The organism is Flavonifractor sp. An112 (genome assembly GCF_002161085.1).
Classification (GTDB): Bacteria; Bacillota; Clostridia; order Oscillospirales; family Oscillospiraceae; genus Flavonifractor; species Flavonifractor avicola.
Genome location: NZ_NFLU01000002.1, coordinates 103,173 through 128,603, shown reverse-complemented (window position 1 = coordinate 128,603; position 25,431 = coordinate 103,173). Strand labels below are relative to the sequence as shown.

Genomic DNA, 25,431 nt, shown 5'->3' with positions numbered 1-25,431 from the left:
AACATCCTCCTGTTTTAGAAAAGATTAAATCTTCCAATTTTTTGTGGTTTTTAGCGTATCGCCATCGTGAAAAGCTGCGCCGTGGGTCATTCCGGTATGGTCAACGCCTTCCCATCTATCCAGGTAAAGAAGCGCGTTTTCGTTTGCCTCCTGTTCGGTTAGGCGATATACGCGGGTCAGCCTGATCCACCCGCCGGGCCATGAATACAACCGGCCAACGCGGGCGCTTTCCTTTGTGAGTTCGGGGAGATCGGAAAGCATTTCCTTTCTTGCTGCCTGGTATTCCGCCGTTGCCTTGTTCCTATCTATGGCGGCGGAGATACGGGAAATCAAATCTTTATCATCAGAAAGCCGAGCATCAGGCAAGGCATCATTCGGCGGGCATAGTTGGCAAAAATAGAGAAGCTGGTAGCAACCCATCCCGGCGCAGCCGGCAGAATCCAGTATTGCAGGCACAGGATTCCTCCGAAGATCAAGAGGCTTTTCCCCACCATGGCAAAGCAGCGATGGAGCAGCATCAGGAGCAGGAGAAAACCGATCCATATCATTTCCATCCAAAAAGGTTGCTCACTAAAGGCTGCCAGATTGGCGAAAACCAGCAGAGCAAGACCCACCCTGGGGTCGAACACCAAACAGCGCCGTGCCTCCTCCATGTTACAGAATCCCCGCCTTCTCAAAGTGCTTGCGGAACATTCCCTTGGCCAGCAGGATACCCAGTATCGCTCCTACAATAGGAGCCCCCACCAGAACCACGATCATACCCGGGGAGGTCAATGCTGCCAAGGTAGAGACATAGGCTTCCGGCATTCCCTGCTGGCTGATCTGCGCCAGAAAACTGTCCCGCATGATCCAGACAGGCAGCGGGGAGCCGATCATCCCCAGCGAGAAAAACACATAGGCCAGAGCATTACCACGGAAAGACCGGTAATGGCTACAGATCCGGCAAAGCTCCGCCAGGATGCAGCTCACCGCAAAAGCAATGAGAATCACCACCGTAAATTGGCCAGTAACAAAGTAGATCAAGGCCGTAATAAAGCCCATCAGGACCACTGCGCCGGTCTTTGGCACCTTAGTACACATCATCAGGAATGGGATACCCGCAAATATGGCGATCAGGCCAGGCATCAAGATCCAAAGCAGAGGATGCAGACCGCTGAGAAGCATAAAAGCAAAGTTAATGACAAAGTAGATGGCGGAGAAAATTCCCACCGTAATGATGTCCTTTCCCGTCATCCCTTTTTTCTGCGTGTTCATGATGTACCGCTCTCCATTCATGTGGTTAGATTATGCTAACCATTATTTCTGAGAAAAGGCGCTCAGCGCGCCCCTCCTTACTGAGTATAGCGGCACATCGCAGTTCTTTCCGCTCCGATTGGACGACTTTATCCTGTTTGGTCATGGAATTTAGCGCTGTGACAGAGATGTACCATCTTCACCATACAGAATCGGTCCGAAACTGCCATGCTGACCTTGGTGGACAGCTTCAATCCGGTTCGGGTGATATGGCGGTAATAAGGCTCCTCAGCCAGCACCCTGACCCCACTGCCGATTTTTCCGGCCAGCACCGATGCGGAATCCACATAGAAAAACATCTGCGCATCTCCGTGGCCCACTTGCTTCATGTACTTTTTCCGCATCATGGCCATACCGCTTTTGCTCACGGTATCAAAGACGATTTCAATCTCTCCAAACCCCGTGAGCATCCGCAGGAGGCCCACAACCTTGCTTTCCTCAAAATAGTGGAACAGGCCGCCGGCGGTGACCAGAATAGGAGCATCCGGCACATCGGCGCGGATCTGCCTGATCCAGTCCTCGGCAAAGGCGTCTCCGGCGAGATAGGTCTCCCGCTCCGGCTCCGGCAGCAGCTCTCGCCGGTACTCCACCACATGGGGCAGATCCACGGTATACCAGTGCGACCTTCCATTGTCGCAGCGGTAATAGGCCGTCTCCAGACCGCAGCCGAGTTGAACGATCACACCGTCCGGCCTGCGCTCCAGAAACGCCCGGATGTACCGATCCATATTGGCGGACCGGGCGGCGGAGGCCAGCAGAGTATACTGGTTCTGTCCGTCCTGCTCCGGCAGGCTGGAAGGCAGCTTCTCCTTCAGCTCCAGCGCCTTCCCATCGTATAAGATCTGCGGGCAGTGCTCGCTGGCATAGAGCCTGCCCAGCATGGGGACAAACAATGTGTCCTCCACAACGCCCAACTTGGACATGGTCAGCCCTCCCGTTTTGACGAATTACTTTCTGCCGACAAGCAGCTGGGAAGATCCCAGCATCATCATGGCAGCCCGGCGGTGGGAGCCGAAAGCTTCTTCTGCGGTATCAATGAGCCGGACATCCTGATAGCCCATCTCCCGCAGCTTTTGCGCAAAGGCATCCATATCGCCGTACAGCCTGGGCTTCATGTCATCATTCAGAGCGAAGACGCCGCCTTTTTTCAGCACCCGCAGGCTCTCCAGCAGCAGCTTGTGCATATCGGCTCCCATGACATTGTGGTAGACATAGTTGCTGATGACCGCATCAAAACTCTCATCGGGGAAATCCAGATGATTGGCGTCGCCATGCTGGAATACACACCGGGAGGCCACACCTTCACTTGCAGCGTTTTTCTCACAGAGGGCCTTGCTGTAATTGTAAACAGCTCCCCAGTAGTCCATGCCAGTGACCTTTGTCTCCGGCCAGGTTAGGGCCGCACGGATCGACAGGGCTCCGGAGCCGCAGCCGACTTCCAAGAGACTGCCCTGGCCGTCATAGTCCAGATGAGAGAGAACGACCCGGTGAACCTGTTCCATAATCCCGCCGCCGCCAAAGGCATACTGGCGCCTGATCCATGTGATCCAGACCAGCAGGGCTGCCAGCGCCGCCGTAACAACTGAGAACAGAACGCCGAGAGCTGTGATGTGGAACACCGAAAAGGAGAGTATGGCCAAAACCACGGCCAGAGCCGTGATGCCGCCGATAATATAGAACACGGGATTGGACATCCAGCTCCCGTAGTCTTCGCCGTGACTGCCGAGACGAATTTCTGCTTGTTGATTACGCTTTTGCTGCATTTGATTTTCCTCCTGTTGTTCAATATTTGTGTACAATTCGTTTACGGGTGTTTCTCCTTCGCCTTCCGGCAGACAAAAGAGGCTATGCCCTGAACGGTGCGAACCTTTGCCGGCCCGAATGTTTCCTCCAGACGCCGCCGCAGGCTCTCCGCCGTCTCAAAGGGCGGGGTGAACCAGCCCTTTGGCACATACAGCCTGCGGATTAGCCAGTCCGTGCGGCGGTTTTGTCCCCGCACATAGAAGCAGCCGCAGAAGGTCCCGCCGGGCCGCAGTACACGAAAGATCTCCCGCCAAGCGGCCTCTTTGTCCGGGAACGCATGAAAGCCGTTGAGCGAGAGCACGATGTCGAAGCTGCTGTTCCCAAAGGGCAGCGCCCCCACATCCCCCTGCTGAAAGCGCACATGGGCAAGTCCCTCGCCCCGGGATTTTGCCCGCTCCAGCATCTCCGGCGAGTAATCCAGGCAGGTGATCTCCGCCTCCGGCATTTCCCGATAGAGGGGCATGGTCAGTATGCCGGTACCCACGGGGACTTCCAGCAGTCTTCCGGAAAACCCCTCCGGTATTCCGGAAAGGGCGGCGGAAAGGTAGTCCTGGGTTTCCGCCCGATCCATTCCCCATATCAGGCGGCATACCGCTCGGCCTGACAGGGTGGAACAGGTGATCATGCCATCATAAAATGTCCGTTTGCCTCCCAATCCCCGGTAGGCGTTTTGAATCCGCTCTTCTTGTCCCATTTTTTCACCTTCACTCACTCAAGCACCCAGCGCCACATCCAGCGTCATCATGAGGGTAAAACCGACTGCAAACAGAATAGTCCCTATATTGGAGTGCTTTCCCACTGACATCTCCGGGATCAATTCTTCCACTACCACATAGACCATCGCTCCGGCGGCAAAGCTCAGGGCGTAAGGCAGTACCGGAACCAAAATCCCCGCCAGAAGGATGGTCAGAATCGCACCTATGGGCTCCACTGCGCCGGACAGCGTCCCATACAGGAAGGAGCGGGATTTGGAGACCCCCTCCGCTTTCAGGGGCATGGAAATGATCGCGCCCTCCGGGAAGTTCTGAATGGCAATTCCGAGAGAAAGAGCCAGCGCCCCCGCCAGCGTGATACCGCTGTCTCCGTAGAGCCACCCGGCATAGACCGCCCCGACCGCCATTCCTTCCGGAATATTGTGCAGCGCCACAGCCAAGGTCAGCATGGTTGTTTTTCCAAGACTGCTTTTGATGCCCTCGGCCTCCGCGCTGCCGCGGTGCAGATGCGGGATCAGCCGATCCAGCCCCAGCAAGAAAAAGATTCCCAGCCAGAAACCCACAACGGCGGGGACAAAGGACCACCGCCCCATGTCCGCTGCCTGCTCCATCGCGGGCAGCAGCAGGCTCCAGATGGAAGCCGCCACCATGACCCCCGCCGCAAAGCCGGTGAGCGCACGCTGTACCATCTCACCCAAATTGTTCCGCATAAAAAAGACGCAGGCCGCCCCCAGCGTCGTCCCGGCAAAGGGAATCAGTAGCCCTTGCCATAGTTCAATCGGCATATTCTCCTCCAATCTTGCCGCAGTGGTTTTCTGCAAAGTCGATCCGGATGATTCGGAGGCACATCGATCTGTCGGTCAGCTTTGCCAGTGGCTAACAGGTGCAACCGAACACTGTATAAGAATCTCCGGTACAGAGCCCTTATCAATTTTACATTTTTCCATAGTCGCCTTTCAAAAGGTATGATACTCTATGCTTGATTATAGTTAGCTATCGCTAACCAGTCAAGTCATTTTCTGTTAGGGACAGTTAATTTTCCTATCAGCTGTGTAGAGTGTTACGCAAACTCTCACCCGCAACCTTCAAAGTGTGCGAGATTCAGGATTTCTTTTTTCTTTCTCTGGGCGTAACGCAGAGTTTGATATGCTCCGCCGCTGGAATGATCCACACAGAATACCACAAGGTCGCTTCGATCCACCATCTGCCGGTTGCGAATCTGAATGGCAACCTTCGGATGGCTGCCAGCGGCGGCGCTGCACAGTTCAATTTCATCATAATATGCTTCAAAGTTCTCCAAATTGTCCCGCAGCTCTGCCGTCGGATACGGAAGTACCAAAATCAGGGCGCTATTGCCATCCCGCACACGGCGCTGTTGGCGCTTGACGGCAGAAGAAACAATCTGATCAAAGTCTCCGTTACGGCCAACCAGAAACTCCACATATTCCTTTTCCAAAAGCAATGTGTGGATCAGCGACTCCACACGCGCTTCCGCTTCCCAAAATTCCGGAACGATCCGATGTCCAAAGAAACTGACGGTAAATAGATCCATGTCGTTCTCGTTGGCATTTTCTGACCAACAGCTCCCTTAAGTATATGTTTCACCTCTTATTATATATATACATTTACTTCAAGTAAATAATCCTCTAATTGGTTTCAATTATATTTTACCTGCTCTGTTGGTAGCATAATGTCGGGAGGTGAAGTGATGCAGACAGAGTTTCCGGAACGATATATCACTCTGGGCTTAAAAATTGCCTATTACAGAAAAAAGGCGGGATTGACACAGGAGGTTCTTGCTGAACGGATCGGAAAAAGTGTTAATTTTGTCGGCCAGGTAGAAGGAACAGGAACAATTCGGGGTGTATCCTTGGAGACCCTGTTCAAAATTGCCCAAGTATTGAAGATTCAGCCCTCCAAACTGTTGGAGGACGACTGATTAACATTGTAAAAAGAAAGGGAGTGCCGCCACCGGAATGTATCCGGTGGCGGCACTCCTCTTTTCATGATGGTTTAGGCGCTCCTCCTCTTAGAGCTTCCACCGGCCGGACTCTTTACGGCCGGATACGAACGCTTGATACAAGCCCTCCTGGGCCATGAGCTGGCTGTGGGTGCCCCGCTGAACGATCTGTCCGCCGTCCAGCACCAGGATCTGGTCGGCGTTACGGACCGTCTTCAGCCGGTGAGCGATCATCAGAATGGTCTTGTCCCGGGTCAGGGCTTCGATGGCCTTCTGCAGCCGGTCCTCATTCTCCGGATCCACATTGGCGGTAGCTTCATCCAGAATCACGATGGGAGCATCCTTCAGGATAGCCCGGGCAATGGAGATGCGCTGCTTCTCGCCGCCGGAAAGACTGGAACCGCCCTCACCGATGACGGTGTCATAGCCTTGGGGCAGGGTGAGAATGAAGTCGTGGCAGCAGGCCTTCTTCGCCGCGGCCACCACCTCCTCGTGGGTGGCATTGGGGCATCCAAACTTGATGTTGTTTTCCACCGTGTCGGCAAAGAGATAGACCTTCTGAAATACCATGGAGATTTGATCCATCAGGCCCTCCAGGGTATAGTCCTTCACATTCTGACCGCCCACCAGGACGGCGCCACTCTCCACATCCCAGAACCGGGCGATGAGATTACACAGTGTGGTTTTCCCGGAGCCGCTGGGGCCCACGATGGCGGTGGTGGTTCTGTCCGGGATGGTGAAGGATACATCCCGCAGGATGGGCCGCTGGTCATAAGAGAACGAAACATGGTCGAAGGTAATGCCGTGATCCCTGGGCGTGCCGACCCGACCGGTCTCTGCCAGCTGAGGCATGGCATCCGTCTCATCAGCATGGGCCATGCAGCTGCTGACGATACGCAGCAGGGACATACCGCTGCCCGCCGAGGAGATCTGAGCAAAGACCAGGAAGGACATGATGACCACCATCAGAGCGTTGGCCAGAATCATCGTTCCGGAGAGATAGAACCATACCGCTGAGAGCATCATGGCCACGCTTCCCAGCTGGAGCGCGATCCCCTGCGCCATAATATAAGGGGTGAACATCTTTTCGATGTTCAGGTTGCTGCGGCAGTTGTATTCCAGTGCTTCCTGCAAGGTGCGGTCACCCCGTCCGGTGAGGTTGAAGGACTTCACCACGCTCATGCCCTGCACATACTCCAGCACCGCCTCCACCAACTTGGCCTCGGACTTCTGACGGTGCGGGGCGAGGGCGGCGGATTTTTGCTCCATGGCCGAGGTGATGAACAAATAAACTGCTGTGGCCGCCACCACAATGAGACCGATCCGCCAGTCAAAAATCAGGATCATCACCGTAAAGACCAGAGCGTTGAGCATCCCGCCCAGCATGGTCACCAACACCATGGGGGCCACAGTCTCCACATTGTCCAGTACAGTGGTGCAGACCCCGGTGAGCTCTCCCAGGCTGTTGTCGTTGAAGTAGCCCATGGGGACGGATTTCATCCGCTGCCCGATGGCCACGCGCTTATTGGCCGCCATGAAGTACCCGGCGTGGGTCTGCTGGAGTTGGGAGAAATACTTGGTCACGGCGCTGCCCAGAATACTGACTGCCAACAGACCCAGCGCCTGCCACGCCGTGGCATGGCCGGTTTTTCCATCCAGCAGAGCCAGGATGGTGTAGTAAATGGCGGCGATCTCAAACATATGGAACACCGCATTGAAAAAGCAAGCGATCACCGAGCGCCGGATATTGCGCTGTTCCTCACCGGCAAACCGCCAGATACCTCTGAATGTCTCGATCATACCGTTTCTCCCTCCTTTGCGCCCATGTGAGCCTGCCACAGATCGGCGTACAACGGGCAATGGCGCAACAGTTCTTCATGTCTGCCCTGTGCCTCGATGCTTCCATCCTTCACCACCACGATCTGATCTGCGCCGGTGATGGTGGACAGGCGGTGGGCAATGACGATGACCGTCTTACCCTCCACCAGTTTTGCCACTGCCCGCTGGACCACCGCTTCATTCTCCGGATCAATGTAGGCGGTGGCCTCGTCCAGAATCACCACAGGGGCGTTTTTCAGCATGGCCCGGGCGATGGCGATACGCTGCCGCTCTCCTCCGGAGAGATGGGCGCCTCCGCCGCCCACCCGGGTGTCATAGCCATGCTCCAACTGGCGGATGAAACCGTCGCATCCGGCGGCTTTGGCGACTTGTTCCACTTCTTGATCCGTGGCATTTACCCGGCCCATGCGGATATTTTCCCGGATGGTATCGTCAAAGAGGTAATTGTCCTGAGAAACAAAGGCCACCTGGTCATAGAGTTGTTCCAGCGGGATACGGCTTTCCTCCACGCCGCCCAGGGTAATGCGGCCCTCGGTCACATCCCAGAAACCGGCGATGAGCTTGGCAATGGTGGACTTGCCCGAACCGGAGGGACCAACCAAAGCGGTGAGGCTGCCGGCCGGAATGGTGAGGGAGATGTTGTGGAGGATCTCCTTGTCCTGGGCATACCCAAAGGAGACATGATCCAAGGCGATATCCGGTCTTCCCAGCTGTGCCGGCTGTGTTCCGTGATCCTGCTCCGGCTTCAGGAGGATCTCGTCCACCGAACCTACGATGGTACCCACCTTGGCAAGATTATCCACAAAGCCCATGGCGGCAATGAGAGGTCCCACAATGCTCATGGACAGGATGGTGGTGGTGAGAAATACCTCTGCGGACAAGCTGCCGTCCGTGTAGAAGATCCAGCCCACAGGCAGCACCGTAATAAGCGTGGTGGGAGCGATGGCATAGGCCAGCGCCATTCCAAACTGGCATTTCTTCATCCAGTTGTAGTAGTAGGCAGCATTGGCTCGTACCCGGGAGGAGAACTTCTCATAGGCGTTCTTTCCCTGATTGAAGGCCTTGATGACCTCAATGCCGCCGATGTACTCCACAATGGTCTCGTTCATAGCCTGGGTCGTCTCCACCGCACCCTGATAGTCCTTGCCATAGCTGCCCATAATGGCCATCATAAAAGCCATGCCCACAGGAATGGACACCAGACTCAGCAATGCCATACGCCAGTCCAGCGTAAACAGATACACGAGAACGCATACCGGCGCCAGCAGATTGGAGGTCATCTCTGGCAGCAGGTGAGCCAGCGTCGTCTCCATACTCTCCACCTGATCTACCACGATCTGTTTGAGCCGTCCGCTGGAGGAATCCAGAATATCTCCCAAGGGTAAGCGAGGCATTTTGGACAGAACCATCTTCCGGATGTCCCGCAGGATCTGGAAGGTGGCCTTGTGGGAGAGGGAAAGTGCCAGATTGTAAAGCAGGGTTTTGGCCAGATAGCCCCCCAGGGCCACCATGCACCACAGAAGATAGAAGTTCCAGTCCCGCTGCCCGGTCAAAAGCGCTACCAGGATGTGCCCTGCCGAGAGATACGGCAGCAGACCCAGCAGGACACCCGCCACCGCGCAGAAGATGGCGGTGATCAGGCCGCCGTGATGATCCTTGCCCAGCTGCCACAGCCGCAGCAGTGGGCTTTGTGTTTGCTGCATAAATAAGCCTCCTTTAGTTAGTTGCTGCTAACCTTTGGTTCTATGAAAAGGCCGCCGGGAAAGCGGCCTTTTGCACTACCGGAAGTTTTCAGGATGAAAAATCGTTTCAAATCCTGCCATGTGATAGCGGTTGAGCTGGCGGACATAGTGGAGCGCCCGGGCCTTATCCATGCGGTGCCGCACCGGCTCAAACATTCCGTTGAAGTAGGCGGTGGTAACGATATGGATCAAGTCCTCGGTGACCTGACCGGAGCGGACGCTCTCACAGCCGATGACCTCCATGTATTTGTAGGTGTAACTGACTTCGATCTCCACCAACTCGTCAATATAGTGGGCATATTCCGTCCCGGCGGCCCGGCGGAGCAGCAGTTCAAACTCCGACAGGTGCTCATAGATGTAATCAAACAGTCCCTCCTGGGCATGGGCAGTGTAACGCCCCATCTCCTCCTGCTGGGTTGGGCCGTCAAACTGGTGAAAAGACTCCTGAATCTCCAAAAAACGGCGCTTCAGCTCTCCCGCGGCAGGCTCCACCAGGGCCCGGAACAATCCCGCCTTGTCAGTAAAGCGGGTATAGATGGAGCCGGTGCTGGTTCCCGCCGCTTTGGCGATGTCCCGCAGGGAGGCCAGAGCAAAGCCTTTTTCCAAAAATTCCTGACGGGCGCAGCGGAGTACATTTTCATAGACCCCTTCGATCTGCTTTGCCATGGTATCACCTCACAATTCAAAACAGTGTTTTATAACGATGTTTTGAATATACAACCAAAGAGCGAGTTTGTCAAGAGAGGATTTCCCCTTGACAGGGGCAGAAAGGGATGCTATATTGATAATCAGATTATCGGTAATCAAATTATCATTTGTCGGGAGGGGTGTTATGGCAAGACCGGATACTTCCATCGACCCTCGGATCATGGACAGTGCCAGAGAGGAGTTCCTGGCGCTTGGCTTTGAGAGGGCTTCCCTGAAATCCATCTGCCAGCGAGCGGGTGTGACAACCGGGGCTCTTTATAAGCGTTACGCCGGAAAAGAGGAGCTGTTTCGCGCTGTGGTGGCGGATACGGTGGCGGATTTGGATGCTGTTTATGAGGAGCGGACGGCGGTGCCGGCATCCGCTCTCTCCGACGAAGATCTGATCCGGGCGTGGTATATGGATGAGGAATATATGCTGTGGTGGTTCCGCTTTCTCAATGAGCGGCGGGATGGCTTTGTGCTGCTGCTCACCGGAGCGGAGGGCACCGCTTACGCCAACTTCCAGCACGACTGGGTTGAGAAAATGACGGAAGGCACCTGGACCTACTATGCTGAGGCCAGACACCGAGGGTTATGTACGGTGGATATGACGCAAGAGGAACTTCATGTAGTTCTGTCCGCTTTCTGGACCACCATTTACGAGCCCTTTATCCACGACTTCACCTGGCCGGAGATCCAGCGCCACTGTACTCTGGTCTGCCGTCTCTTTGACTGGTATGCCGCCCTGGGATTCCCCAAGGGGTGAAAAATGCCTCTCCGGAGGCTTTTTTCTCGCCAGAAAGTTAGCAATAACTAACCAAAAAGGAGTGATACTGTGTTTCAAAAAGTCCTGCGCTACACCGGACGCCACCGGAAGACGACTTATGCCTCCATTCTGGTACTGGTGGCCGGCGTGGCCATGAGCGTGCTGCCCTATTTCTTCCTCTACCGCCTGCTGAGACCCCTGCTGACTGGGGGCAGTCTCACATTGGAGGAAACCCTGTTCAACGCCGGAGCCATGGCTCTGTGCATGGTCCTCTACGGCCTTCTCTATGTGGAGGGGCTGGCTCTGTCTCATCGCTCCGCCTATCATACTTTGGAAAACCTCCGGCTCCATCTCCAGAGCAAGCTGGAAAAGCAGCCCCTGGGCGCGATCCAGGAGAAGGGCGTTGGCGTCTGGAAGAAGATGTTCATTGACGACATCGAGAGCATGGAGCTGTTGCTGGCCCACGCCCTGCCGGAAGGGCTGTCCAATCTGGCGGTGCCGGTGGTGGTATTTGTGGCCATGTTCCTCACGGACTGGAAGCTGGGTCTGCTTTCCCTCTGCTCCCTCCCACTGGGCGTGCTGGCTATGGGCATGATGTACCGCTCCGGCATGAGCAAGATGGGAGACTACTACGCTGCCGGGCAGAAAATGAACAACACCATCGTGGAGTACATCAACGGCATGGAAGTCGTGAAGGTCTTTAACCGGGACGGAGAGTCCTATCACCGCTTTGAAACCGATGTGAAAAACTACCGTGATTTTACTCTGGATTGGTTTCGGGCCTGCTGGCTGTGGATGGCACTCTACACCAGCATTTTGCCCTGCGTGGCGCTGGTGCTGCTGCCGGCCGGCGGCTATCTGGTACTCACCGGCGCCTCCACCCTGCCGGATTACGCGCTGGTATTGTGCATGTCCTTTTCCGTGGGACCGCCTCTGGTCCGAGCTATGAACTTTATGTCGGTGCTGCCCCAGCTGAGCTACAAGATCGATCAAATGGAATCTCTGTTCAATATTCCGCCCCTGAAAGAAGGAAAAACGGATTTCAACGGAAACGATTTGCAGATCCGCTTTGAGAATGTGCGGTTTTCTTATGAAAAGGACGAAGTCCTCCACGGCATCTCCTTCTCTGTCCCACAGGGGAGCCTCACTGCTTTGGTGGGAGAATCCGGTAGCGGGAAGTCGACCCTTGCCAAGCTGCTGGTCCACTTTTACGATGTGACGGACGGACGCATCACGCTGGGGGGGCAAGACCTGCGAGAGATGTCCCTCGCCTCTCTGAATGAGCAGATCTCCTTCGTCGCGCAGGAGCAGTTCCTGTTCAACACCAGCCTGTTGGAGAACATCCGGCTGGGAAGACCCGGCGCCACCGACGAGGAGGTGCTGGCGGCGGCGGAACGGGCTCAATGCGGAGAGTTTCTGAAACGGCTGGAAAAAGGAATCTATACCATGGCCGGCGATGGCGGCAAAGGGCTTTCCGGCGGGGAGCGGCAGCGGATCGCCCTGGCCCGGGCGATTTTGAAGGACGCTCCCATCGTGGTGCTGGATGAGGCCACCGCCAGCGTGGACCCGGAGAATGAGGAAAAAATGAACGCCGCCATTGCCGAGGTGATCCGGGGCAAGACGGTCATCGTCATCGCCCACCGGCTTCAGTCCATTGTAGGCGCCGATCAGATTGTGGTGCTGGATCAGGGCAATGTGGCAGGGATTGGCCGCCACGATACATTGCGAAAGACTTGCCCCGCCTATGAAAAACTGTGGCGGGCTGCCGAGGGAGCCGCTGCCTGGCGTGTCTCTGCGGAGAAAGGAGGCGACGAGGCATGATCGCGCTGATGAAACGAATCCTGTCCGTATCCGGCCCCTATCAGGGGCGGATCAAGCTGGCCTTTGTCTTTGCGTTCCTGAAGGCCATGCTGTCCAAGGCCCCCATCGGTCTGTCCTTCCTGGCCCTGAGCGCTTTTCTCCAGGGAACCATAACGGCACGGCTGTGCTTGTGGCTGGCGGTGGGCACGGTGGGCTGCGTGCTGCTGGAGTGCCTGTGCCAGAATATCGCTGACCGGCTCCAGGCCGCGGCGGGCTATATGGTATTCGCCGATCTGCGCATGGAGCTGGGGCGGCATCTGCGCCGCCTGCCCATGGGCTATTTCACAGAGGGCAACATCGGCAAAATCAGTTCCGTTCTGTCCACCGACATGGTGTTTATTGAGGAGAACTGTATGCACGACATTGCCAACATGATGAGCTATACCTTTGCCCAGGCCATTCTGGTGCTGTGGCTGGCCTTCCTGAATTCCTGGCTGGGACTGGCCGCCTTGGTGGTGGTACTGATCATCTGGCAGCTGGGCCGCGCTTCCCTGGGGAGCACCCTGGCTCACTCTGATGTCCGACAGGAGCAGAGCGAGGCTCTCACACGGGCGGTACTGGACTATGTGGAGGGCATCGGCATCGCCAAGACCTTCAACCTGCTGGGAGAGCGTTCCGCGCAGCTCACCGAGAATTTCGCCCGGAGCCGCAAGGTCAGCATTGCGTTCGAGGAAAGCCAGGCCCCCTGGATGCGGGCCCTTTATCTGGTGTGCGGTCTGGGCTCGGTGCTGATAATTCCCCTGTCTCTCTGGCTCTATGGCCGGGGGCAGCTCTCCATCACCTTCCTGCTGGGTGTCTTGCTCTTCGTCTTTGACCTCTTCGGCCCCATTAAGGCACTCTACAGCCAAGCCACCCGCCTGACGGTGATGAACGCCTGCATGGACCGGATCGAGGCGGTACTGGCCCAGCCAGAACTACCTGACCGGGGCCGGGAGACCTTACCCAAAGCCGGCGGTGCCCCGGAGGTGGAGTTCCGAAATGTCACCTTCGCCTACGGGGAGAAAGAGGTACTGCATGATGTCTCTTTCACACTGGAGAAAAACCGGATGCTGGCCCTGGTGGGGCCCTCTGGCGGCGGTAAAAGTACGGTAGCCAACCTGCTCTCCCGGTTTTGGGATGTCAAACAGGGCCAAATCTTAGTGCGGGGCAGGGATATCCGCGATATTCCTCTTTCTGATCTGATGGATCAGATCTCCATGGTGTTCCAGCGGGTCTACTTATTCCAGGATACCGTCTATAACAACATCGCCATGGGGCGGACAGACGCCACACGGGAGGAGGTTTATGAGGCGGCCAGAAAAGCCCGATGCTATGACTTCATCATGGAGCTACCCGACGGCTTTGACACGGTCATCGGCGAAGGTGGAGCCAGCCTATCCGGCGGAGAGCGACAGCGAATCTCCATTGCTCGCTGCATTCTGAAGGATGCTCCCATCGTCATTCTGGATGAGGCCACTGCCAGCGTGGACGCCGACAATGAGAGCTACATCCAGGAGGCCATCACCCAACTGTGCCGGGGCAAGACCCTGCTGGTCATTGCCCACCGGCTCAATACCATTCGTCACGCCGATGAGATCCTGGTTATCGACCAGGGGCGCATCGTTCAGGCCGGCGCCCACGACACACTTATGGAGGAGGAGGGCATTTATCGCCGCTTCATCACCGCCCGCTCCAATCCCACCAGTTGGTGCCGGTAAAGGCAGAGGCGCGAAAGAAAAGAATGACCGGGATGCGTGTCCCGGTCATTCTTCGTTCCAGCTTCTTCCCTTGATTGATCCCGGGGGGCATACAAATCCAATATAGTGGCATCTTGCAATTTCATGCGACAAAGAGTATGATGTAGTTAGCAGGCACTAACCATCATTGAGGTGACCATACTGTATGGATGACAACAAGCAGTTTTGGGAGCGGTTTTCACGGCATTACGCCGGCTTCATGCGCTGCTCTCAGGCGACCTATCAGCAGATATGCAAAGCAATGCGTCCTTTTCTGAAACGGGACATGGATGTGCTGGAGTTGGCCTGCGGAACAGGCCAGCTGTCCGTGCCGCTGTCTCCATGTGTCCGGAGCTGGGAGGCAACCGACTTTTCAGCTGAAATGATCCGTCAGGCCAAAAAGCAGGTGCATTCGTCCCGGCTCCATTTCTCCGTCCAGGACGCCACCAAGCTGCCCTACGGCCCGGAGAGCTTCGATGCAGTCGTGATCTCCAACGCCCTCCATGTCATGCCTCATCCGGAAAAAGCTCTGGCGGAAGCCTGGCGGGTTCTGAAGCCGGGGGGATGGCTGTCCGCCCCCACCTTTGTCTGGGGCAAAAGCCGAAGCGCCAGACTCCGGCTCTGGTTCATGGGGCTTTCAGGCTTTCGGGTGTATCATGTCTGGACTGCCGGGGAGCTGATGGCATACCTGTCCGAGCGCGGCTATTCCATCGTTCGCCATCCACTTCTCGGAAGTTCGTTGGCGCCGCTGTGCTGTCTGATGGCCAGGAAGATCCCCGATGAACGGACCGCGGCACGGCAGACCACCTTCCGGTCCGCGCAGCTCGATGATCCAAAAGTCAAGAAGGAGTGAGAGAACATGTGGAAGTACACAGTGGAAGTCAACGGAATGATGTGCGGGATGTGCGAGGCTCATGTCAATGACGCTGTTCGCAAAGCCTGCCCGGTCAAAAAGGTGATTTCTTCCCGAAGCAAAAACCAGACCGTGATCCTCTCTGAAACAGAGCTGGACACAGAGGCTGTTATGAACGCCATTCGCAGCACGGGGTATGAGGTCGGCACAATCCAAAAGGAGCCGTACAAAAAAAGAGGATTGTTCGGTTGAGTTCATTGGCAGCAGCGGCCAGAAAAGAGGCATGAACATGAACACGGCAACGCAGTCGTTTGGATATGGATTAGCGGCTCTGCTATTTTGCATCGCTATTCTTGGCGTGTGCCATAAAATCAAAAAAGCCGCCCGAAAGGTTTTGAAAAGCCAGCAGACACATAAGGATGAGCTACCGTAAGCGTTTGGAGCTATGGAGCAGGTACGCTTGGCGGTGAACTTACACAGCAGGTCGCTCCTGATTTAAAAGCGCAGATCACATAAAAATGAGGTGGAGGCCATATCAAGGCTCCACCTCATTTGATATTCCGTGCCAAATGGCAGGTATTCACTTATCGCGTTGCCGCTCGATAGCAAAGTCGGCCAAATTTGCATAGGCTCATTGCCCGTGAGCATCTTCCCGCATTTTCGTTACCTGCTCCAAGTGCGCCTGCACCGCCGCAAAGGATTTTTCGCTGATCACATGCTCGATCCGGCAGGCATCTTCGGTCGCAGTCTCTTCGTCCACTCCTAATTCCATCAGCATCTGGCTCAACACCGTGTGGCGGGTGTACATCGTCTTAGCAATGGCAAGCCCGGTCTCCGTCAGGGTAATTGCTCCGTCAGCATCCACATTCACATATCCGTCCTTTTTCAGAATGGACATGGCTCTGCTGACGCTGGGCTTGGTAAAGCCCAACTGCTCTCCCACATCGATAGCTCGAACAAAGGTGCTGTTCTGTGAAAGAATATAGATGGTTTCCAGATACATCTGGCCAGACTCGTGAATCGCCATAGGAACCTCCAAAAAAACGGGCGTTTTGCTTATTATAACACAGGCGTCCGACAAGCGCCATTTTTTCTGTCAACAAAATCCATCCGTCCTCTTGACAAGCGAATTTGTCCTGTATATAATTGCGTTAGTTAGCTACCGCTAACCAAAAGCGGCAGCTATATATTTAACGCATTGGTTAGCAATCGCTAACCACATTTACTGTCAGTTTTTCTATTTCGCCGTACAGTCTTCGAATGGACATGATTTTGTGAGGAAAACGCTATGTCAGAGGATCTGCTGATTCGCCATTGTTCTCCCACCCTGGCCGGGATCAAGACGGGAAACCTCTTTTCCTGCGCCTGCCCCAGCCGGAAGGATCTGACGAGAGACTTATGTCGGCTGAACAAGAAACTGGTGCCCAAGGGCATCCGCGTTCTGCCGCTCCGGGTTTGCAAAGGCCGCGCTTTGATTTACGCCTACCGGCCCAATGCGCTGGAGAGCGATCTGACCGATCACCGCGCCAGAGCCTTGCTTCTGAAATACGGCTATGTGCCGGAAAACCCCAACGGCTGTGTGGTTCACCTCATCCACCGGCTCCGGAGCGAGGAGGAATTTCCCCATGAGATCGGCCTGTTTTTGAGCTATCCGCCGGAGGATGTCCTGGGCTTCATCTGCAATCGGGCGTGCAATCACAAGTGCGTGGGCTGCTGGAAGGTCTACGGCGACGAGCAGACCGCCAAAAACATCTTTGAAAAATATGAGATGTGCAGCAAGATCTACTCCCGGCAGTGGCAGCAAGGGAAATCCATCGAGCAGCTCACCGTGTCTGGTTGATGTTTCTACCATAACAAATCCAGAAAGAAAGGTCGTTGAGTCTTATGAGTAAAGTTGCAGTTGTGTATTGGAGCGGCACGGGAAACACCGAGGCCATGGCAATGGCGGTGGCCGAAGGCGCCAAGGGCAAAGGCGCTGAGGTGTCTGTGATTACCGCCGCAGAGTTCTCGCCGGAGCAGGTCGGCGAGTATTCCGCCATCGCCTTTGGCTGCCCCTCCATGGGGTCGGAGCAGCTGGAGGAGAGCGAGTTCGAGCCCATGTTCACCGCCTGTGAGGGCAGGCTGAGCGGAAAGAACATCGCTCTGTTTGGCTCCTACGGCTGGGGCGACGGCGAATGGATGCGCAGCTGGGAGTCCCGCTGCAACGACGACGGCGCCAATCTGGCCTGCGAAAGCGTGATCTGCAACGAGGCTCCGGACGATGACGCTCTGGCGGCCTGCCGCGAGCTGGGCGCGTCACTGGCCTGACAAAAGCACCGCAGAAGGCAGGAGGCGCTTGTCTCCTGCCTTCTCTCTGGTTCCCCGGTCAGCATAGGTAAAACCAATTTCGAACCCAGAGAAACAGGTCGTGAGAAATATGCTGAAAGAATACTTATTGAGGCAGGGCTCCGGCACGGGCCGCTGGGGCCACGGTATGCCGGGGGTGCAGATCTGCCGATTTTCCCTGCCGGAACCGGAGCAGGAACCTCTGCGGTCTGTCCCAGTGTGCGGCGCACCGCTCCAGTTTGAGGCGCTGTTCTGCATGACTGGCCGCCTTACTGTCCGAGCGTTACAGGGTGCTTCCTGCATGGTGGAGGCTCCGGGGATCTTCCTCCTCTCCGACAGCTCCGCTCTCCGCTCGTGTCAGTATAGCGGAAACCTGGGCGGCGTTTTGATTGCTGTGGACGCCAAAGCTGCAAAAGAAAGCCTTGTGACAGTCTGCTCCACCCTGGGGATGAGGTTGGACACCAGAATCGTCAAGGAGAAGATGACGGCGAGGAACGGCTGCATGGCTCTGTGCGGCACACCTTGGACGCAGTCATTTTTTGAAACGGTTCGCTATCTGTCTGAGCAGGAGCAGGAACGCTACTGTGTTTTCAAGTCGGTGGAACTGCTGTATCTGCTCTGCACCGAGGTATCTGAATCGAATGGCTCTCTCTCCGGCTCAGGCTGCCCAGTATCCCACAGTCTGTTGGAAGTCAAGGCATACATCCAGACGCATCTGTCTGATAAGCTTACCATTGCGTTCCTCTGCAAACAGTTTTCGCTTTCCCCGACCTTCTTGAAAGAAGGGTTCCGCCGCGCCTATGGCATGCCGATTCACAGCTTTTTGGTTCAACAGCGCCTCCGACGGGCACAGGAGCTGATCTGCACCACCCGGATGCCCATTCAGCAAATTGCGCAGGCTGTGGGGTATGAGGGTATGAGCCAGTTCAACGCAGCGTTCAAGCGGGAGTATGGCATGACCCCCGGCCAGTACAGAAAAATGTCGGAAACCGCAACTCTGCGTCCGTTTTGACAGCGACAAACACCCACGGTTTCTGCTACAATAATCAGACATTCCAAAGCATTCAGAAGGAGTGACAGCGATGAAACAGCATCGTTTTTGGGCGTGGGGCGCTGTGATCTGCATGATTATGGTCATGGTCACCGGCTACAAACGGAAATAAGGGAAAGGAAGGATCACAATGAGCGTTTATACGAAACTTGCCTGCTTTGCGGGTGGTGCGTTGTTTGGTTCTTTTGGCATCAAGCTGCTGTCCAGCAAGGACGCCAAGAAAGCCTATGTCCATGTCACGGCCGCCGGCCTGCGGATGAAGGATTCGGTCATGGGGACTGTGACCACGGTGCAGGAAAACGCCGCGGACATTCTGGCCTCCGCCAAGGAGCTGAATGAGGACCGGGCTGCGAAGGAAGCGGAGGAAGCCGCCGCTGCCAATCTGGAGAGCGAAGAAGCCTGATTGACCCAGAGGGAGCCGCCAGCGGCTCCCTCTTTTCGTGAAGGAGGAACCTATGAACGCAACCATATTGCACGAAAGCCGGGGGCGCATCCGGTTCCGGCTGCGGCAAAAACAGATGACACTCGCTCAGGCGGATCTGCTGGAGGCATGGATTCAGGGAAAGTCCTGGTGCCGGCAGGTCACCGTCCACGAGCGCACCTGCTGCGTCATCCTGTACTACGACGGGACTCGCCAAACCGTGCTGAACGAAATTCGGCATTTTTCTTGGCAGGAGGCGGAGCAGACCACCGCGCTTCCCGCCCACAGCAGCCGGGCACTGAACCGGGAATTTGAGGAGAAGCTGGTGGCAAAGGTGGTGTGCAAGGCCGCCTGCACCCTGTTTCTCCCGCCTCCACTGCGCCTTGCCCGCATACTCTGGCACATGATCCCCTTTGTACGAAGGGGACTGCGCTGCCTGCTGCGCCGCCGCGTCAAGGTGGAGCTGCTGGACGCCCTGTCCATTTCCATCTCGGCGTTCCGGGGCGACTTTGATACCGCCGGCACCGTCATGTTCCTGCTGGAGGTGGGTGAGCTGCTGGAGGAGTGGACCCGAAAGAAATCCGTGGCGGATCTGGCCCGGTGTATGTCCTTAAATGTGGATCGGGTCTGGCTGCGCACGGCCCAGGGCGAGGTACTGGTCCCCGTGTCCCAGATCCAGCCGGGGGACGCCGTGGTGGTTCGTGCCGGCGGTATCATCCCCGTGGATGGTCTGGTTCTGGAGGGGGAGGTCACCGTCAATCAGGCGTCCCTCACCGGAGAGTCCATCCCGGTACCCAAGCGCCCCGGCGGCGCGGTCTATGCCGGCACTGTGGTAGAGGAGGGCGAATGTGTGCTGGAAGTGAAGCAAGCCTCCGGCCAGAGCCGCTATGACCAGATCGTCCACATGATCGAGCAGTCGGAGCAGATGAAGTCGGAGGCTGAGAGCAAGGCCGCCAATCTGGCGGACAAGCTGGTGCCCTATACCTTTGCCGGGAGCCTGCTGAGTTTTGCCCTTACTCGGAATGTGACACGGGCTCTGTCGGTACTGATGGTGGACTTCTCCTGTGCGCTGAAGCTGGCCATGCCTCTGGCCGTCCTCTCCGCCATGCGGGAGGCGGGACGCGCCCACATCACCGTCAAGGGCGGCAAATTCCTGGAGGCGGTGGCTGCCGCCGACACCATCGTTTTCGACAAGACCGGCACCCTGACCCACGCCTGCCCCCGGGTGGCTCAGGTGGTATCTTTCGGCACTAAGGAGGAAGCCGAAATGCTGCGGCTGGCCGCCTGCCTGGAGGAACACTTTCCCCATTCCATGGCCAACGCCGTGGTGGAGGAGGCGAAGCGCCGGGGCCTGCGTCACGAGGAGTACCACTCCAAGGTGGAATATCTGGTGGCCCACGGCATCGCCAGCACCGTAGATGGGGAGCGGGTCCTCATCGGCAGCGCCCACTTTGTCTTTGAGGATGAGGGCTGCGTCATTCCAGAGGGCGAACAGGAACGCTTTGACGCCCTGCCGCCGGAGTATTCCCACCTGTATCTGGCGGTGGGGGGACAGCTGGCCGCCGTGATCTGCATCTCTGACCCGCTGCGGGAGGAGGCGAAGGAAGTTCTGTCCACCCTCCGTGCTCTGGGGGTCACCAATACCGTCATGCTCACCGGCGACAGTTACCGCACCGCCGCAGCCATTGCCGCCCAGGTGGGAGTGGATGACTTCCGCGCTGGAGTCCTTCCGGCGGACAAGGCGGAGTATGTGGCACGGCTCCGCCGGAAGGGGCATACCGTCCTGATGGTGGGCGACGGCATCAACGACTCACCGGCCTTGTCCGAGGCGGATGCGGGCATCGCCATCAGCGACGGCGCCGCCATCGCCCGGGAGATCGCGGACATCACCATCGCTGCCGACAGTCTCTGGGAACTGGTAGAGCTGCGCCGGATCGCCATGGCGCTGATGGCGCGCATCCACTCCAACTACCGCTTCGTTATCGGCTTCAACGGCACCCTGATTGCCCTTGGTGTGGTCGGTGTTCTGCCGCCCGCCACCTCTGCCACGCTGCACAATCTCTCCACCCTGGGCGTCAGCTTACGGAGTATGAGTGCATTACCACTTAGCAAAAAGAATACACCATGACGAATAAGGAGAGGCAATCTACAGAGATCGCCTCTCCTTATTTTACTTCTTTCTAAATAGGTAATTATTTGCCTGATATATGCCTCTATATACCTAACGCCTGTGCATGGAAAAAACCGTGCTGCTTGTCACGCATGATCCCACAGAGCTGGATATGCTGGGTGTGCCGAATTGCTGACAGGACTGGAATAAAAAACGGGCTTCACAGATGTCAAAATGCTTCTATGGAGTCCGTTCTTTTTCTGTCAGCAGGACGGGGTCTTCACGACCACCAGGTACATCTTGAACGCTGTCACGCCCTGTACTGCGTGAGGGATGCCGGCAGGCATGATAATGGCTTCTCCTGCGTTTAGGGTGTGGGGAACGCCGTCAATGGTAATTTGTGCCGTTCCTTCCAAAATAGTCGCCATAGCGTCTCCGGGAGCAGCGTGGGTGCTAATGGCCTCACCCGCATCAAAGGCAAACAGGGTGATCCCCGCACCGGGCTGTTGGGCCAGGGTCAGGCTGACAACCTTACCCCCTTCATATTCCACTTGCCCCTTCAAGGCAAAGGGCTGCGCATGAGGGACATTCTTAATCAGAGTTTCCATGAGTTATTCCTCCTAAATCATTATGAAAGCGTGATCTGCAGCAGCTTGCAGCCATCCGGAGCAACTACTGCGTGGGGGGTATGGGCGGGAACTGCCAGGCAATCGCCCGTTTGAAGACAGCGGCTGTCCTCCCCCACAGAGACATCAAGCGCCCCCTCCAGAATGTAGTAGAGGGTATCGCCAAAATAGCATTCCTCGCTGATACTCTCTCCGTCGCCGAAGGCCAAAAGAGTCATTTGGCAGTGTTCCTGCCGGCTCATAGCCATACTGACCACGCGGTCAGGTTGAATCTGAATCAGATGGGTGAGCTGCTGGGGCTGCTGTGTGGGCAGGTTGCGTAAAAAGTCCATTGCTCATACCTCCATGGGTCGTTTTATCCTTATGATACCCCAGGAAACGGGATCATTCCATTGCCACAGCAACAACGATCAGGCTGTGATGCGACCAATAATTTCCCGCCGGATCTCCGTCAGTTCCGGCGCCGAGGCATCCCGGCCTTCCCGGCCAGGCAGGGTGATCCATGTTTGAATGGTGGCTGGCCTGGGTGTCAGGACAGCAATCCGGGTGGCCACGGTCAACGCCTCATCAATTTCGTGGGTGACAAACAGAACGCCTGGCTTTTTGATCTTCCAGATCTCCAGAAGCATATTCACCATCTCCATGCGAATGCCGTAGTCCAGTCCCTGAAAGGGCTCATCCATCAGGAAGAACTCTCCGCCGAAATGGAAGGCCCGTGCCAGCGCACATCGACGGGCCATGCCCCCGGAGAGCTGCGTAGGATAGTATCCCTCAAAGCCTTTCAGCCCTACATCCGAAATGAGGGTACGCACAGCCTCCGGCTCAGCATCCTCACGAACCAGACGGATGTTTTCTTCCACCGTTCGCCACGGCAGAAGGCGGGGACTTTGAAACATATAGCTCAGCCGAGTATCGGTTGCCTCGATGGTACCCGTGTCAGGTGTTGCCAGGCCTGAAATCAGGTTAAGAAGCGTGGTCTTTCCGCAGCCGGAGGGACCGATCAGGGCCACGATCTCCCCCGGAGAAAGGGTCAAAGACAAGTCAGACAGGACAGGTAATCCGTCATAGGACTTGGTGATTCCGCTCAGTTTCAGCATATCACACCTTCTTTCCCACAAAAAGCCATCCTCAGCAATCTTTGTGTGAGATAGCACCCCAATACCAGCAGCAGCGACCAGGCAATGATGGCATCGGGCTCGATGTTGAGCCGGGCCGTGGTGATGGCTCCTCCGATTCCGCTGTTTGTAGTAAGAACCTCTCCCATAACTGCCAGCTTCCATCCGCCTCCGATCACGATTTCCAGCGCTGAGCGGAAATAGGGGCGGATAGAAGGAAGGGTTACATGGCGCAGCATCTTCCAGCGGGAAAATTGGTAAAGGCGCGCCATCTCCAACAGCTGTGGATCTACGCTGCGGACGCCGTGACTGAGGTTGATCACCACAGTTGGAACTGTGGCTGTGGCCACGATGAAGACGCAAGGCTTTCCGTTAAATCCAAACCACACCAGTGCCAGAACCACCCAGCATACGGGCGGAATGGCCTGGAGCACATGGATCAGTGGGGTTCCCACATCCTCTATCTTGGGACACAGGCCAAACAACAGCCCCAGAACAGCGCCAACGCCCACACCGATGGCCAGACCGGCAATCAGCCTCAGGATCGTTGTTCCTATGGTGGCTCCGAAATCCGACTGCGTCATCAGCCGAACCAATGTAGAAAGGACCTGGGCAATGGGGGGCACCACCAGCGGCGGGAAAAAGAGAGATGCCAGCTGCCAGGCTCCCAGCAGCAGGCACACTCCCAGGGTACGGCGGAACCACAGTCCCGCCTTACCCTGCATAGAACAGCCCCTCATCGGGCAGCTTTCCACCGATCATAGAGGGCTCAAAGTTGTAAAGAAGGTTATAAAAGGTATCCAGTTCCTCTTTGGCGTCCTGGGCACTCTTAAAAGTCAAGCCCATATTGGGAATCGCTGCCTCCACAATTGCGGCTTTCATGCCCAGATACTCCTCAGCCAGCGCAGCAGCCTCAGCCGGGTGATCCAACACCCACTGCACGCTCTCCTTATAGGCGGCCTGGAACTGGGCGGCCAGCTCAGGGTTCTCGTCCAGGAATGTCTGGGTGGTGCCGAAGCCCGCGTTGGGGATCATGGTATCGGTGCCGGTGGATCGCTGCCACTCGGTTTCAAAGCTGAGTGCCCGGCGCACATTCTCATTCTGTACCATGGCGGAAGTAACCTGGGGCTCGATCAAGGTGGCGTATTCCGCCTCCCCGGAGGCCAAAAGGGCGGCTACTTCTGCAGTACTGGCGTAGACCACCTGGACATTTTCACCCACCGTCAGGCCGGCCTCACTCATAAAATACTGGGTGAGCGCATCTGGAGGAGAGGACTGAAGCGGAATATATACCGTCTTGCCCTCCAGGTCGCTCCAGGTTGTGAAATTCGGATCGGTGGTCATAAAGTACGTAACGCCCCAGGTGTTCACATTCATCAGACGTACATCAAGTCCCTTATTATAGAGGGTGGATATCACGGTCAGGGGAAATGCGTACAGGTCATGTTCTCCGCCCTGGACCATAGCCAGAAGTTCTTCCGGGGTATTCCACACATTCAGGTCAATTGTCACATTCTCCCCCAGCAGCTGCTCCTCCATCATGTGAAGAACCGGCAGAGCAGGCGGGGCAGTGGGCACGCCTACAGAGATGGTAATCGGTTCGGCGGCCTGGCTGGATTCCTCTGCTGTGTCGTTTTGGTTGGTGCTGTCCGCAGGCGCATTGCCCCCGGCACAACCGGCCAGGGCAAAGAGCATCATAGCAGAAGCCAGGATGGAAGCAAGAGTGCGTTTCATTTGAGATCCTCCAATCTGAATCAATATAATCCCGCTTGTGGTTAGACATAGCTAACCACAAGCGGGATTATTACATAAAACAACAGGACCGTCCGTTGCTATGGCAACGGATAGCCCTGATTTTTCTGTCTATGCGGTTAAAAACTTACTGTCCAAAATTTGAATAACCTGTCCCTGATAAGTAAGAATACCCTCTTTCTGCATTCGGCCCAGTTCCCGGGAGAGGGCGCTGCGATCTACACACAGATAGTCCGCCATCTCTCCACGTCCCATCTCCAAGCGTATCTCACCATTGGAGGCAACTGGCAAACCTTGAAGATAGACCTTAATCCGATTGCGAAGCCGGTTCTGTGCCAAAATACGCATTTTCTGGTTGAGGAATAAAGCTCCTCTTCCCATTTCCTGCAACAAATTGGCGGTTACCCGCATCCGGTATGGACACCCGTTCTCTTGCTGCAGCAACAAAGGGTCAAAGTCCAGATAGAGCACCTCTGTATCGTTAAGGGCATCAATTTGAATGGGGCTGTCTTGGGACATGGAGCAGACCAATGTCTCCCCAAACACGCGCCCCCTACTCAGGCGATCAATGGTTAGTAGATTTCCGTCCTCGCTGTAAAGTGAGATCCTTAAGGTGCCAGACATAACAACGCCGGGGCGCTTTTGGCAATCACCGATCCGCAGCAGAATTGTGTCCTTTGGAATTGCCCGCACTTCTCCATGCAGGCAGTTAAGAACATTCTGATACTTTTCTTCCGGAATACCGTCGAACAGCTGGCAACGGCGCATCGCCGCAAAAATCGAACCCATGAGATCCCTCC

30 protein-coding genes are annotated in these 25,431 nt (G+C 56.1%); 12 read left to right on the top strand and 18 right to left on the bottom strand.

From position 1 onward, the window contains the following. Positions 1-24: 24 nt before the first annotated feature. From B5E56_RS02165 to B5E56_RS02130, 8 genes are all read right to left on the bottom strand, one after another. The gene (locus B5E56_RS02165) at positions 25-333 is read right to left on the bottom strand and encodes a hypothetical protein (RefSeq protein ID WP_087187764.1); all 309 of its coding nucleotides are present in this window, start codon (positions 331-333) and stop codon (positions 25-27) included. Next, positions 330-653, bottom strand: a complete 324-nt coding sequence (locus B5E56_RS02160; RefSeq protein WP_242958737.1) for a hypothetical protein — start codon at positions 651-653, stop codon at positions 330-332. Before B5E56_RS02160 ends, B5E56_RS02165 begins: the two co-directional genes overlap by 4 nt. A 1-nt stretch (position 654) precedes the next feature. Then, positions 655-1,254 carry an MptD family putative ECF transporter S component gene (locus tag B5E56_RS02155; RefSeq protein ID WP_087388254.1) on the bottom strand — a complete coding sequence of 200 codons (600 nt, stop codon included), beginning with the start codon at positions 1,252-1,254 and terminating at the stop codon, positions 655-657. 128 nt (positions 1,255-1,382) lie between these two features. Next, positions 1,383-2,216: a class I SAM-dependent methyltransferase gene (locus tag B5E56_RS02150; protein WP_087388252.1), complete on the bottom strand. Its 834-nt coding sequence runs from the start codon at positions 2,214-2,216 to the stop codon at positions 1,383-1,385. 24 nt (positions 2,217-2,240) lie between these two features. Beyond that, positions 2,241-3,056, bottom strand: coding sequence for a class I SAM-dependent methyltransferase (locus B5E56_RS02145; protein ID WP_087388250.1), 816 nt, complete (start codon positions 3,054-3,056; stop codon positions 2,241-2,243). 41 nt (positions 3,057-3,097) lie between these two features. Next, positions 3,098-3,790, bottom strand: a complete 693-nt coding sequence (locus B5E56_RS02140) for a class I SAM-dependent methyltransferase (RefSeq protein WP_087388248.1) — start codon at positions 3,788-3,790, stop codon at positions 3,098-3,100. Between the two features lie 18 nt (positions 3,791-3,808). Next, entirely contained in the window at positions 3,809-4,594 is a 786-nt protein-coding gene (locus tag B5E56_RS02135; RefSeq protein WP_040411884.1) for a ZIP family metal transporter, read from the bottom strand. Between the two features lie 287 nt (positions 4,595-4,881). Next, the gene (locus tag B5E56_RS02130; protein ID WP_087388246.1) at positions 4,882-5,361 is read right to left on the bottom strand and encodes a hypothetical protein; all 480 of its coding nucleotides are present in this window, start codon (positions 5,359-5,361) and stop codon (positions 4,882-4,884) included. 156 nt (positions 5,362-5,517) lie between these two features. Here B5E56_RS02130 and B5E56_RS02125 point away from each other — a divergent pair, with 156 nt between their 5' ends. Beyond that, a complete protein-coding gene (locus tag B5E56_RS02125; protein WP_040411886.1) occupies positions 5,518-5,748 on the top strand; it encodes a helix-turn-helix domain-containing protein in 231 nt (76 codons plus the stop codon). Positions 5,749-5,838: 90 nt separating this feature from the next. Here B5E56_RS02125 and B5E56_RS02120 read toward each other — a convergent pair whose 3' ends face one another. From B5E56_RS02120 to B5E56_RS02110, 3 genes are all read right to left on the bottom strand, one after another. Then, positions 5,839-7,569 carry an ABC transporter ATP-binding protein gene (locus B5E56_RS02120; RefSeq protein WP_087388243.1) on the bottom strand — a complete coding sequence of 577 codons (1,731 nt, stop codon included), beginning with the start codon at positions 7,567-7,569 and terminating at the stop codon, positions 5,839-5,841. Then, positions 7,566-9,311, bottom strand: coding sequence for an ABC transporter ATP-binding protein (locus B5E56_RS02115; RefSeq protein ID WP_087388241.1), 1,746 nt, complete (start codon positions 9,309-9,311; stop codon positions 7,566-7,568). Before B5E56_RS02115 ends, B5E56_RS02120 begins: the two co-directional genes overlap by 4 nt. A 75-nt stretch (positions 9,312-9,386) precedes the next feature. Next, complete coding sequence (locus tag B5E56_RS02110; protein ID WP_087388239.1) at positions 9,387-10,016, bottom strand: TetR/AcrR family transcriptional regulator; 630 nt, start codon at positions 10,014-10,016, stop codon at positions 9,387-9,389. A 166-nt stretch (positions 10,017-10,182) separates the two neighbouring features. Between B5E56_RS02110 and B5E56_RS02105 the strand changes: the two genes are divergently transcribed. The 6 genes from B5E56_RS02105 (at position 10,183) to B5E56_RS14820 (ending at position 15,664) form a co-directional block, all read left to right on the top strand. Next, a complete protein-coding gene (locus B5E56_RS02105) occupies positions 10,183-10,803 on the top strand; it encodes a TetR/AcrR family transcriptional regulator (protein WP_087388237.1) in 621 nt (206 codons plus the stop codon). Between the two features lie 69 nt (positions 10,804-10,872). After that, on the top strand, positions 10,873-12,624 hold the full coding sequence (locus B5E56_RS02100; protein ID WP_087388235.1) for an ABC transporter ATP-binding protein: 1,752 nt from the start codon (positions 10,873-10,875) through the stop codon (positions 12,622-12,624). Continuing rightward, complete coding sequence (locus B5E56_RS02095; RefSeq protein WP_087388233.1) at positions 12,621-14,360, top strand: ABC transporter ATP-binding protein; 1,740 nt, start codon at positions 12,621-12,623, stop codon at positions 14,358-14,360. Before B5E56_RS02100 ends, B5E56_RS02095 begins: the two co-directional genes overlap by 4 nt. A 184-nt stretch (positions 14,361-14,544) precedes the next feature. Next, positions 14,545-15,231, top strand: coding sequence for a class I SAM-dependent methyltransferase (locus tag B5E56_RS02090; RefSeq protein WP_087388231.1), 687 nt, complete (start codon positions 14,545-14,547; stop codon positions 15,229-15,231). A gap of 6 nt (positions 15,232-15,237) precedes the next feature. Continuing rightward, positions 15,238-15,483, top strand: coding sequence for a heavy-metal-associated domain-containing protein (locus B5E56_RS02085; protein ID WP_087388229.1), 246 nt, complete (start codon positions 15,238-15,240; stop codon positions 15,481-15,483). A 37-nt stretch (positions 15,484-15,520) separates the two neighbouring features. Continuing rightward, positions 15,521-15,664: a hypothetical protein gene (locus tag B5E56_RS14820; protein WP_242958736.1), complete on the top strand. Its 144-nt coding sequence runs from the start codon at positions 15,521-15,523 to the stop codon at positions 15,662-15,664. Between the two features lie 198 nt (positions 15,665-15,862). Here the strand turns inward: B5E56_RS14820 and B5E56_RS02075 are convergent, their stop codons facing one another. Then, positions 15,863-16,258 (bottom strand): metal-dependent transcriptional regulator, encoded by a 396-nt coding sequence (locus B5E56_RS02075; protein ID WP_087388225.1) that lies wholly within the window; start codon positions 16,256-16,258, stop codon positions 15,863-15,865. A 261-nt stretch (positions 16,259-16,519) separates the two neighbouring features. Between B5E56_RS02075 and B5E56_RS02070 the strand changes: the two genes are divergently transcribed. The 5 genes from B5E56_RS02070 (at position 16,520) to B5E56_RS02050 (ending at position 21,156) form a co-directional block, all read left to right on the top strand. Continuing rightward, positions 16,520-17,071 carry a DUF3793 family protein gene (locus B5E56_RS02070; RefSeq protein WP_087388223.1) on the top strand — a complete coding sequence of 184 codons (552 nt, stop codon included), beginning with the start codon at positions 16,520-16,522 and terminating at the stop codon, positions 17,069-17,071. Between the two features lie 44 nt (positions 17,072-17,115). Further along, entirely contained in the window at positions 17,116-17,538 is a 423-nt protein-coding gene (locus tag B5E56_RS02065) for a flavodoxin (protein ID WP_006575242.1), read from the top strand. A 109-nt stretch (positions 17,539-17,647) separates the two neighbouring features. Next, a complete protein-coding gene (locus B5E56_RS02060; protein ID WP_087388221.1) occupies positions 17,648-18,568 on the top strand; it encodes a helix-turn-helix domain-containing protein in 921 nt (306 codons plus the stop codon). Between the two features lie 169 nt (positions 18,569-18,737). Next, positions 18,738-19,010 carry a DUF6110 family protein gene (locus B5E56_RS02055; protein WP_006575244.1) on the top strand — a complete coding sequence of 91 codons (273 nt, stop codon included), beginning with the start codon at positions 18,738-18,740 and terminating at the stop codon, positions 19,008-19,010. A 52-nt stretch (positions 19,011-19,062) separates the two neighbouring features. Further along, positions 19,063-21,156, top strand: coding sequence for a heavy metal translocating P-type ATPase (locus tag B5E56_RS02050; protein ID WP_087388219.1), 2,094 nt, complete (start codon positions 19,063-19,065; stop codon positions 21,154-21,156). Positions 21,157-21,401: 245 nt separating this feature from the next. Here B5E56_RS02050 and B5E56_RS02045 read toward each other — a convergent pair whose 3' ends face one another. The 6 genes from B5E56_RS02045 to B5E56_RS02020 all read right to left on the bottom strand — a co-directional run bounded on the left by B5E56_RS02045 (position 21,402) and on the right by B5E56_RS02020 (position 25,420). Further along, entirely contained in the window at positions 21,402-21,746 is a 345-nt protein-coding gene (locus B5E56_RS02045; RefSeq protein WP_087270355.1) for a cupin domain-containing protein, read from the bottom strand. Positions 21,747-21,766: 20 nt separating this feature from the next. Continuing rightward, positions 21,767-22,096 (bottom strand): cupin domain-containing protein, encoded by a 330-nt coding sequence (locus B5E56_RS02040; RefSeq protein WP_087388217.1) that lies wholly within the window; start codon positions 22,094-22,096, stop codon positions 21,767-21,769. Between the two features lie 78 nt (positions 22,097-22,174). Next, positions 22,175-22,861, bottom strand: a complete 687-nt coding sequence (locus B5E56_RS02035; protein WP_087388215.1) for an ABC transporter ATP-binding protein — start codon at positions 22,859-22,861, stop codon at positions 22,175-22,177. After that, positions 22,855-23,604, bottom strand: coding sequence for an ABC transporter permease (locus B5E56_RS02030; protein ID WP_087388213.1), 750 nt, complete (start codon positions 23,602-23,604; stop codon positions 22,855-22,857). The genes B5E56_RS02035 and B5E56_RS02030 overlap by 7 nt, the downstream gene beginning before the upstream one ends. Continuing rightward, positions 23,594-24,613 (bottom strand): ABC transporter substrate-binding protein, encoded by a 1,020-nt coding sequence (locus B5E56_RS02025; RefSeq protein ID WP_087388211.1) that lies wholly within the window; start codon positions 24,611-24,613, stop codon positions 23,594-23,596. Before B5E56_RS02025 ends, B5E56_RS02030 begins: the two co-directional genes overlap by 11 nt. A gap of 129 nt (positions 24,614-24,742) precedes the next feature. Next, positions 24,743-25,420, bottom strand: coding sequence for a Crp/Fnr family transcriptional regulator (locus tag B5E56_RS02020; protein ID WP_087388209.1), 678 nt, complete (start codon positions 25,418-25,420; stop codon positions 24,743-24,745). Between the last annotated feature and the right edge of the window lie 11 nt (positions 25,421-25,431).

What these genes read in the sequence shown, in the direction of transcription:
- B5E56_RS02160 (WP_242958737.1), bottom strand. Translation starts at nt 653, where the DNA reads ATGGAGGAGGCACGGCGCTGTTTGGTGTTCGACCCCAGGGTGGGTCTT.
- B5E56_RS02155 (WP_087388254.1), bottom strand. Translation starts at nt 1,254, where the DNA reads ATGAACACGCAGAAAAAAGGGATGACGGGAAAGGACATCATTACGGTG.
- B5E56_RS02150 (WP_087388252.1), bottom strand. Translation starts at nt 2,216, where the DNA reads ATGTCCAAGTTGGGCGTTGTGGAGGACACATTGTTTGTCCCCATGCTG.
- B5E56_RS02145 (WP_087388250.1), bottom strand. Translation starts at nt 3,056, where the DNA reads ATGCAGCAAAAGCGTAATCAACAAGCAGAAATTCGTCTCGGCAGTCAC.
- B5E56_RS02140 (WP_087388248.1), bottom strand. Translation starts at nt 3,790, where the DNA reads ATGGGACAAGAAGAGCGGATTCAAAACGCCTACCGGGGATTGGGAGGC.
- B5E56_RS02135 (WP_040411884.1), bottom strand. Translation starts at nt 4,594, where the DNA reads ATGCCGATTGAACTATGGCAAGGGCTACTGATTCCCTTTGCCGGGACG.
- B5E56_RS02130 (WP_087388246.1), bottom strand. Translation starts at nt 5,361, where the DNA reads ATGGATCTATTTACCGTCAGTTTCTTTGGACATCGGATCGTTCCGGAA.
- B5E56_RS02125 (WP_040411886.1), top strand. Translation starts at nt 5,518, where the DNA reads ATGCAGACAGAGTTTCCGGAACGATATATCACTCTGGGCTTAAAAATT.
- B5E56_RS02120 (WP_087388243.1), bottom strand. Translation starts at nt 7,569, where the DNA reads ATGATCGAGACATTCAGAGGTATCTGGCGGTTTGCCGGTGAGGAACAG.
- B5E56_RS02115 (WP_087388241.1), bottom strand. Translation starts at nt 9,311, where the DNA reads ATGCAGCAAACACAAAGCCCACTGCTGCGGCTGTGGCAGCTGGGCAAG.
- B5E56_RS02110 (WP_087388239.1), bottom strand. Translation starts at nt 10,016, where the DNA reads ATGGCAAAGCAGATCGAAGGGGTCTATGAAAATGTACTCCGCTGCGCC.
- B5E56_RS02105 (WP_087388237.1), top strand. Translation starts at nt 10,183, where the DNA reads ATGGCAAGACCGGATACTTCCATCGACCCTCGGATCATGGACAGTGCC.
- B5E56_RS02095 (WP_087388233.1), top strand. Translation starts at nt 12,621, where the DNA reads ATGATCGCGCTGATGAAACGAATCCTGTCCGTATCCGGCCCCTATCAG.
- B5E56_RS02090 (WP_087388231.1), top strand. Translation starts at nt 14,545, where the DNA reads ATGGATGACAACAAGCAGTTTTGGGAGCGGTTTTCACGGCATTACGCC.
- B5E56_RS02085 (WP_087388229.1), top strand. Translation starts at nt 15,238, where the DNA reads ATGTGGAAGTACACAGTGGAAGTCAACGGAATGATGTGCGGGATGTGC.
- B5E56_RS14820 (WP_242958736.1), top strand. Translation starts at nt 15,521, where the DNA reads ATGAACACGGCAACGCAGTCGTTTGGATATGGATTAGCGGCTCTGCTA.
- B5E56_RS02075 (WP_087388225.1), bottom strand. Translation starts at nt 16,258, where the DNA reads ATGGCGATTCACGAGTCTGGCCAGATGTATCTGGAAACCATCTATATT.
- B5E56_RS02070 (WP_087388223.1), top strand. Translation starts at nt 16,520, where the DNA reads ATGTCAGAGGATCTGCTGATTCGCCATTGTTCTCCCACCCTGGCCGGG.
- B5E56_RS02065 (WP_006575242.1), top strand. Translation starts at nt 17,116, where the DNA reads ATGAGTAAAGTTGCAGTTGTGTATTGGAGCGGCACGGGAAACACCGAG.
- B5E56_RS02060 (WP_087388221.1), top strand. Translation starts at nt 17,648, where the DNA reads ATGCTGAAAGAATACTTATTGAGGCAGGGCTCCGGCACGGGCCGCTGG.
- B5E56_RS02055 (WP_006575244.1), top strand. Translation starts at nt 18,738, where the DNA reads ATGAGCGTTTATACGAAACTTGCCTGCTTTGCGGGTGGTGCGTTGTTT.
- B5E56_RS02050 (WP_087388219.1), top strand. Translation starts at nt 19,063, where the DNA reads ATGAACGCAACCATATTGCACGAAAGCCGGGGGCGCATCCGGTTCCGG.
- B5E56_RS02045 (WP_087270355.1), bottom strand. Translation starts at nt 21,746, where the DNA reads ATGGAAACTCTGATTAAGAATGTCCCTCATGCGCAGCCCTTTGCCTTG.
- B5E56_RS02040 (WP_087388217.1), bottom strand. Translation starts at nt 22,096, where the DNA reads ATGGACTTTTTACGCAACCTGCCCACACAGCAGCCCCAGCAGCTCACC.
- B5E56_RS02035 (WP_087388215.1), bottom strand. Translation starts at nt 22,861, where the DNA reads ATGCTGAAACTGAGCGGAATCACCAAGTCCTATGACGGATTACCTGTC.
- B5E56_RS02030 (WP_087388213.1), bottom strand. Translation starts at nt 23,604, where the DNA reads ATGCAGGGTAAGGCGGGACTGTGGTTCCGCCGTACCCTGGGAGTGTGC.
- B5E56_RS02025 (WP_087388211.1), bottom strand. Translation starts at nt 24,613, where the DNA reads ATGAAACGCACTCTTGCTTCCATCCTGGCTTCTGCTATGATGCTCTTT.
- B5E56_RS02020 (WP_087388209.1), bottom strand. Translation starts at nt 25,420, where the DNA reads ATGGGTTCGATTTTTGCGGCGATGCGCCGTTGCCAGCTGTTCGACGGT.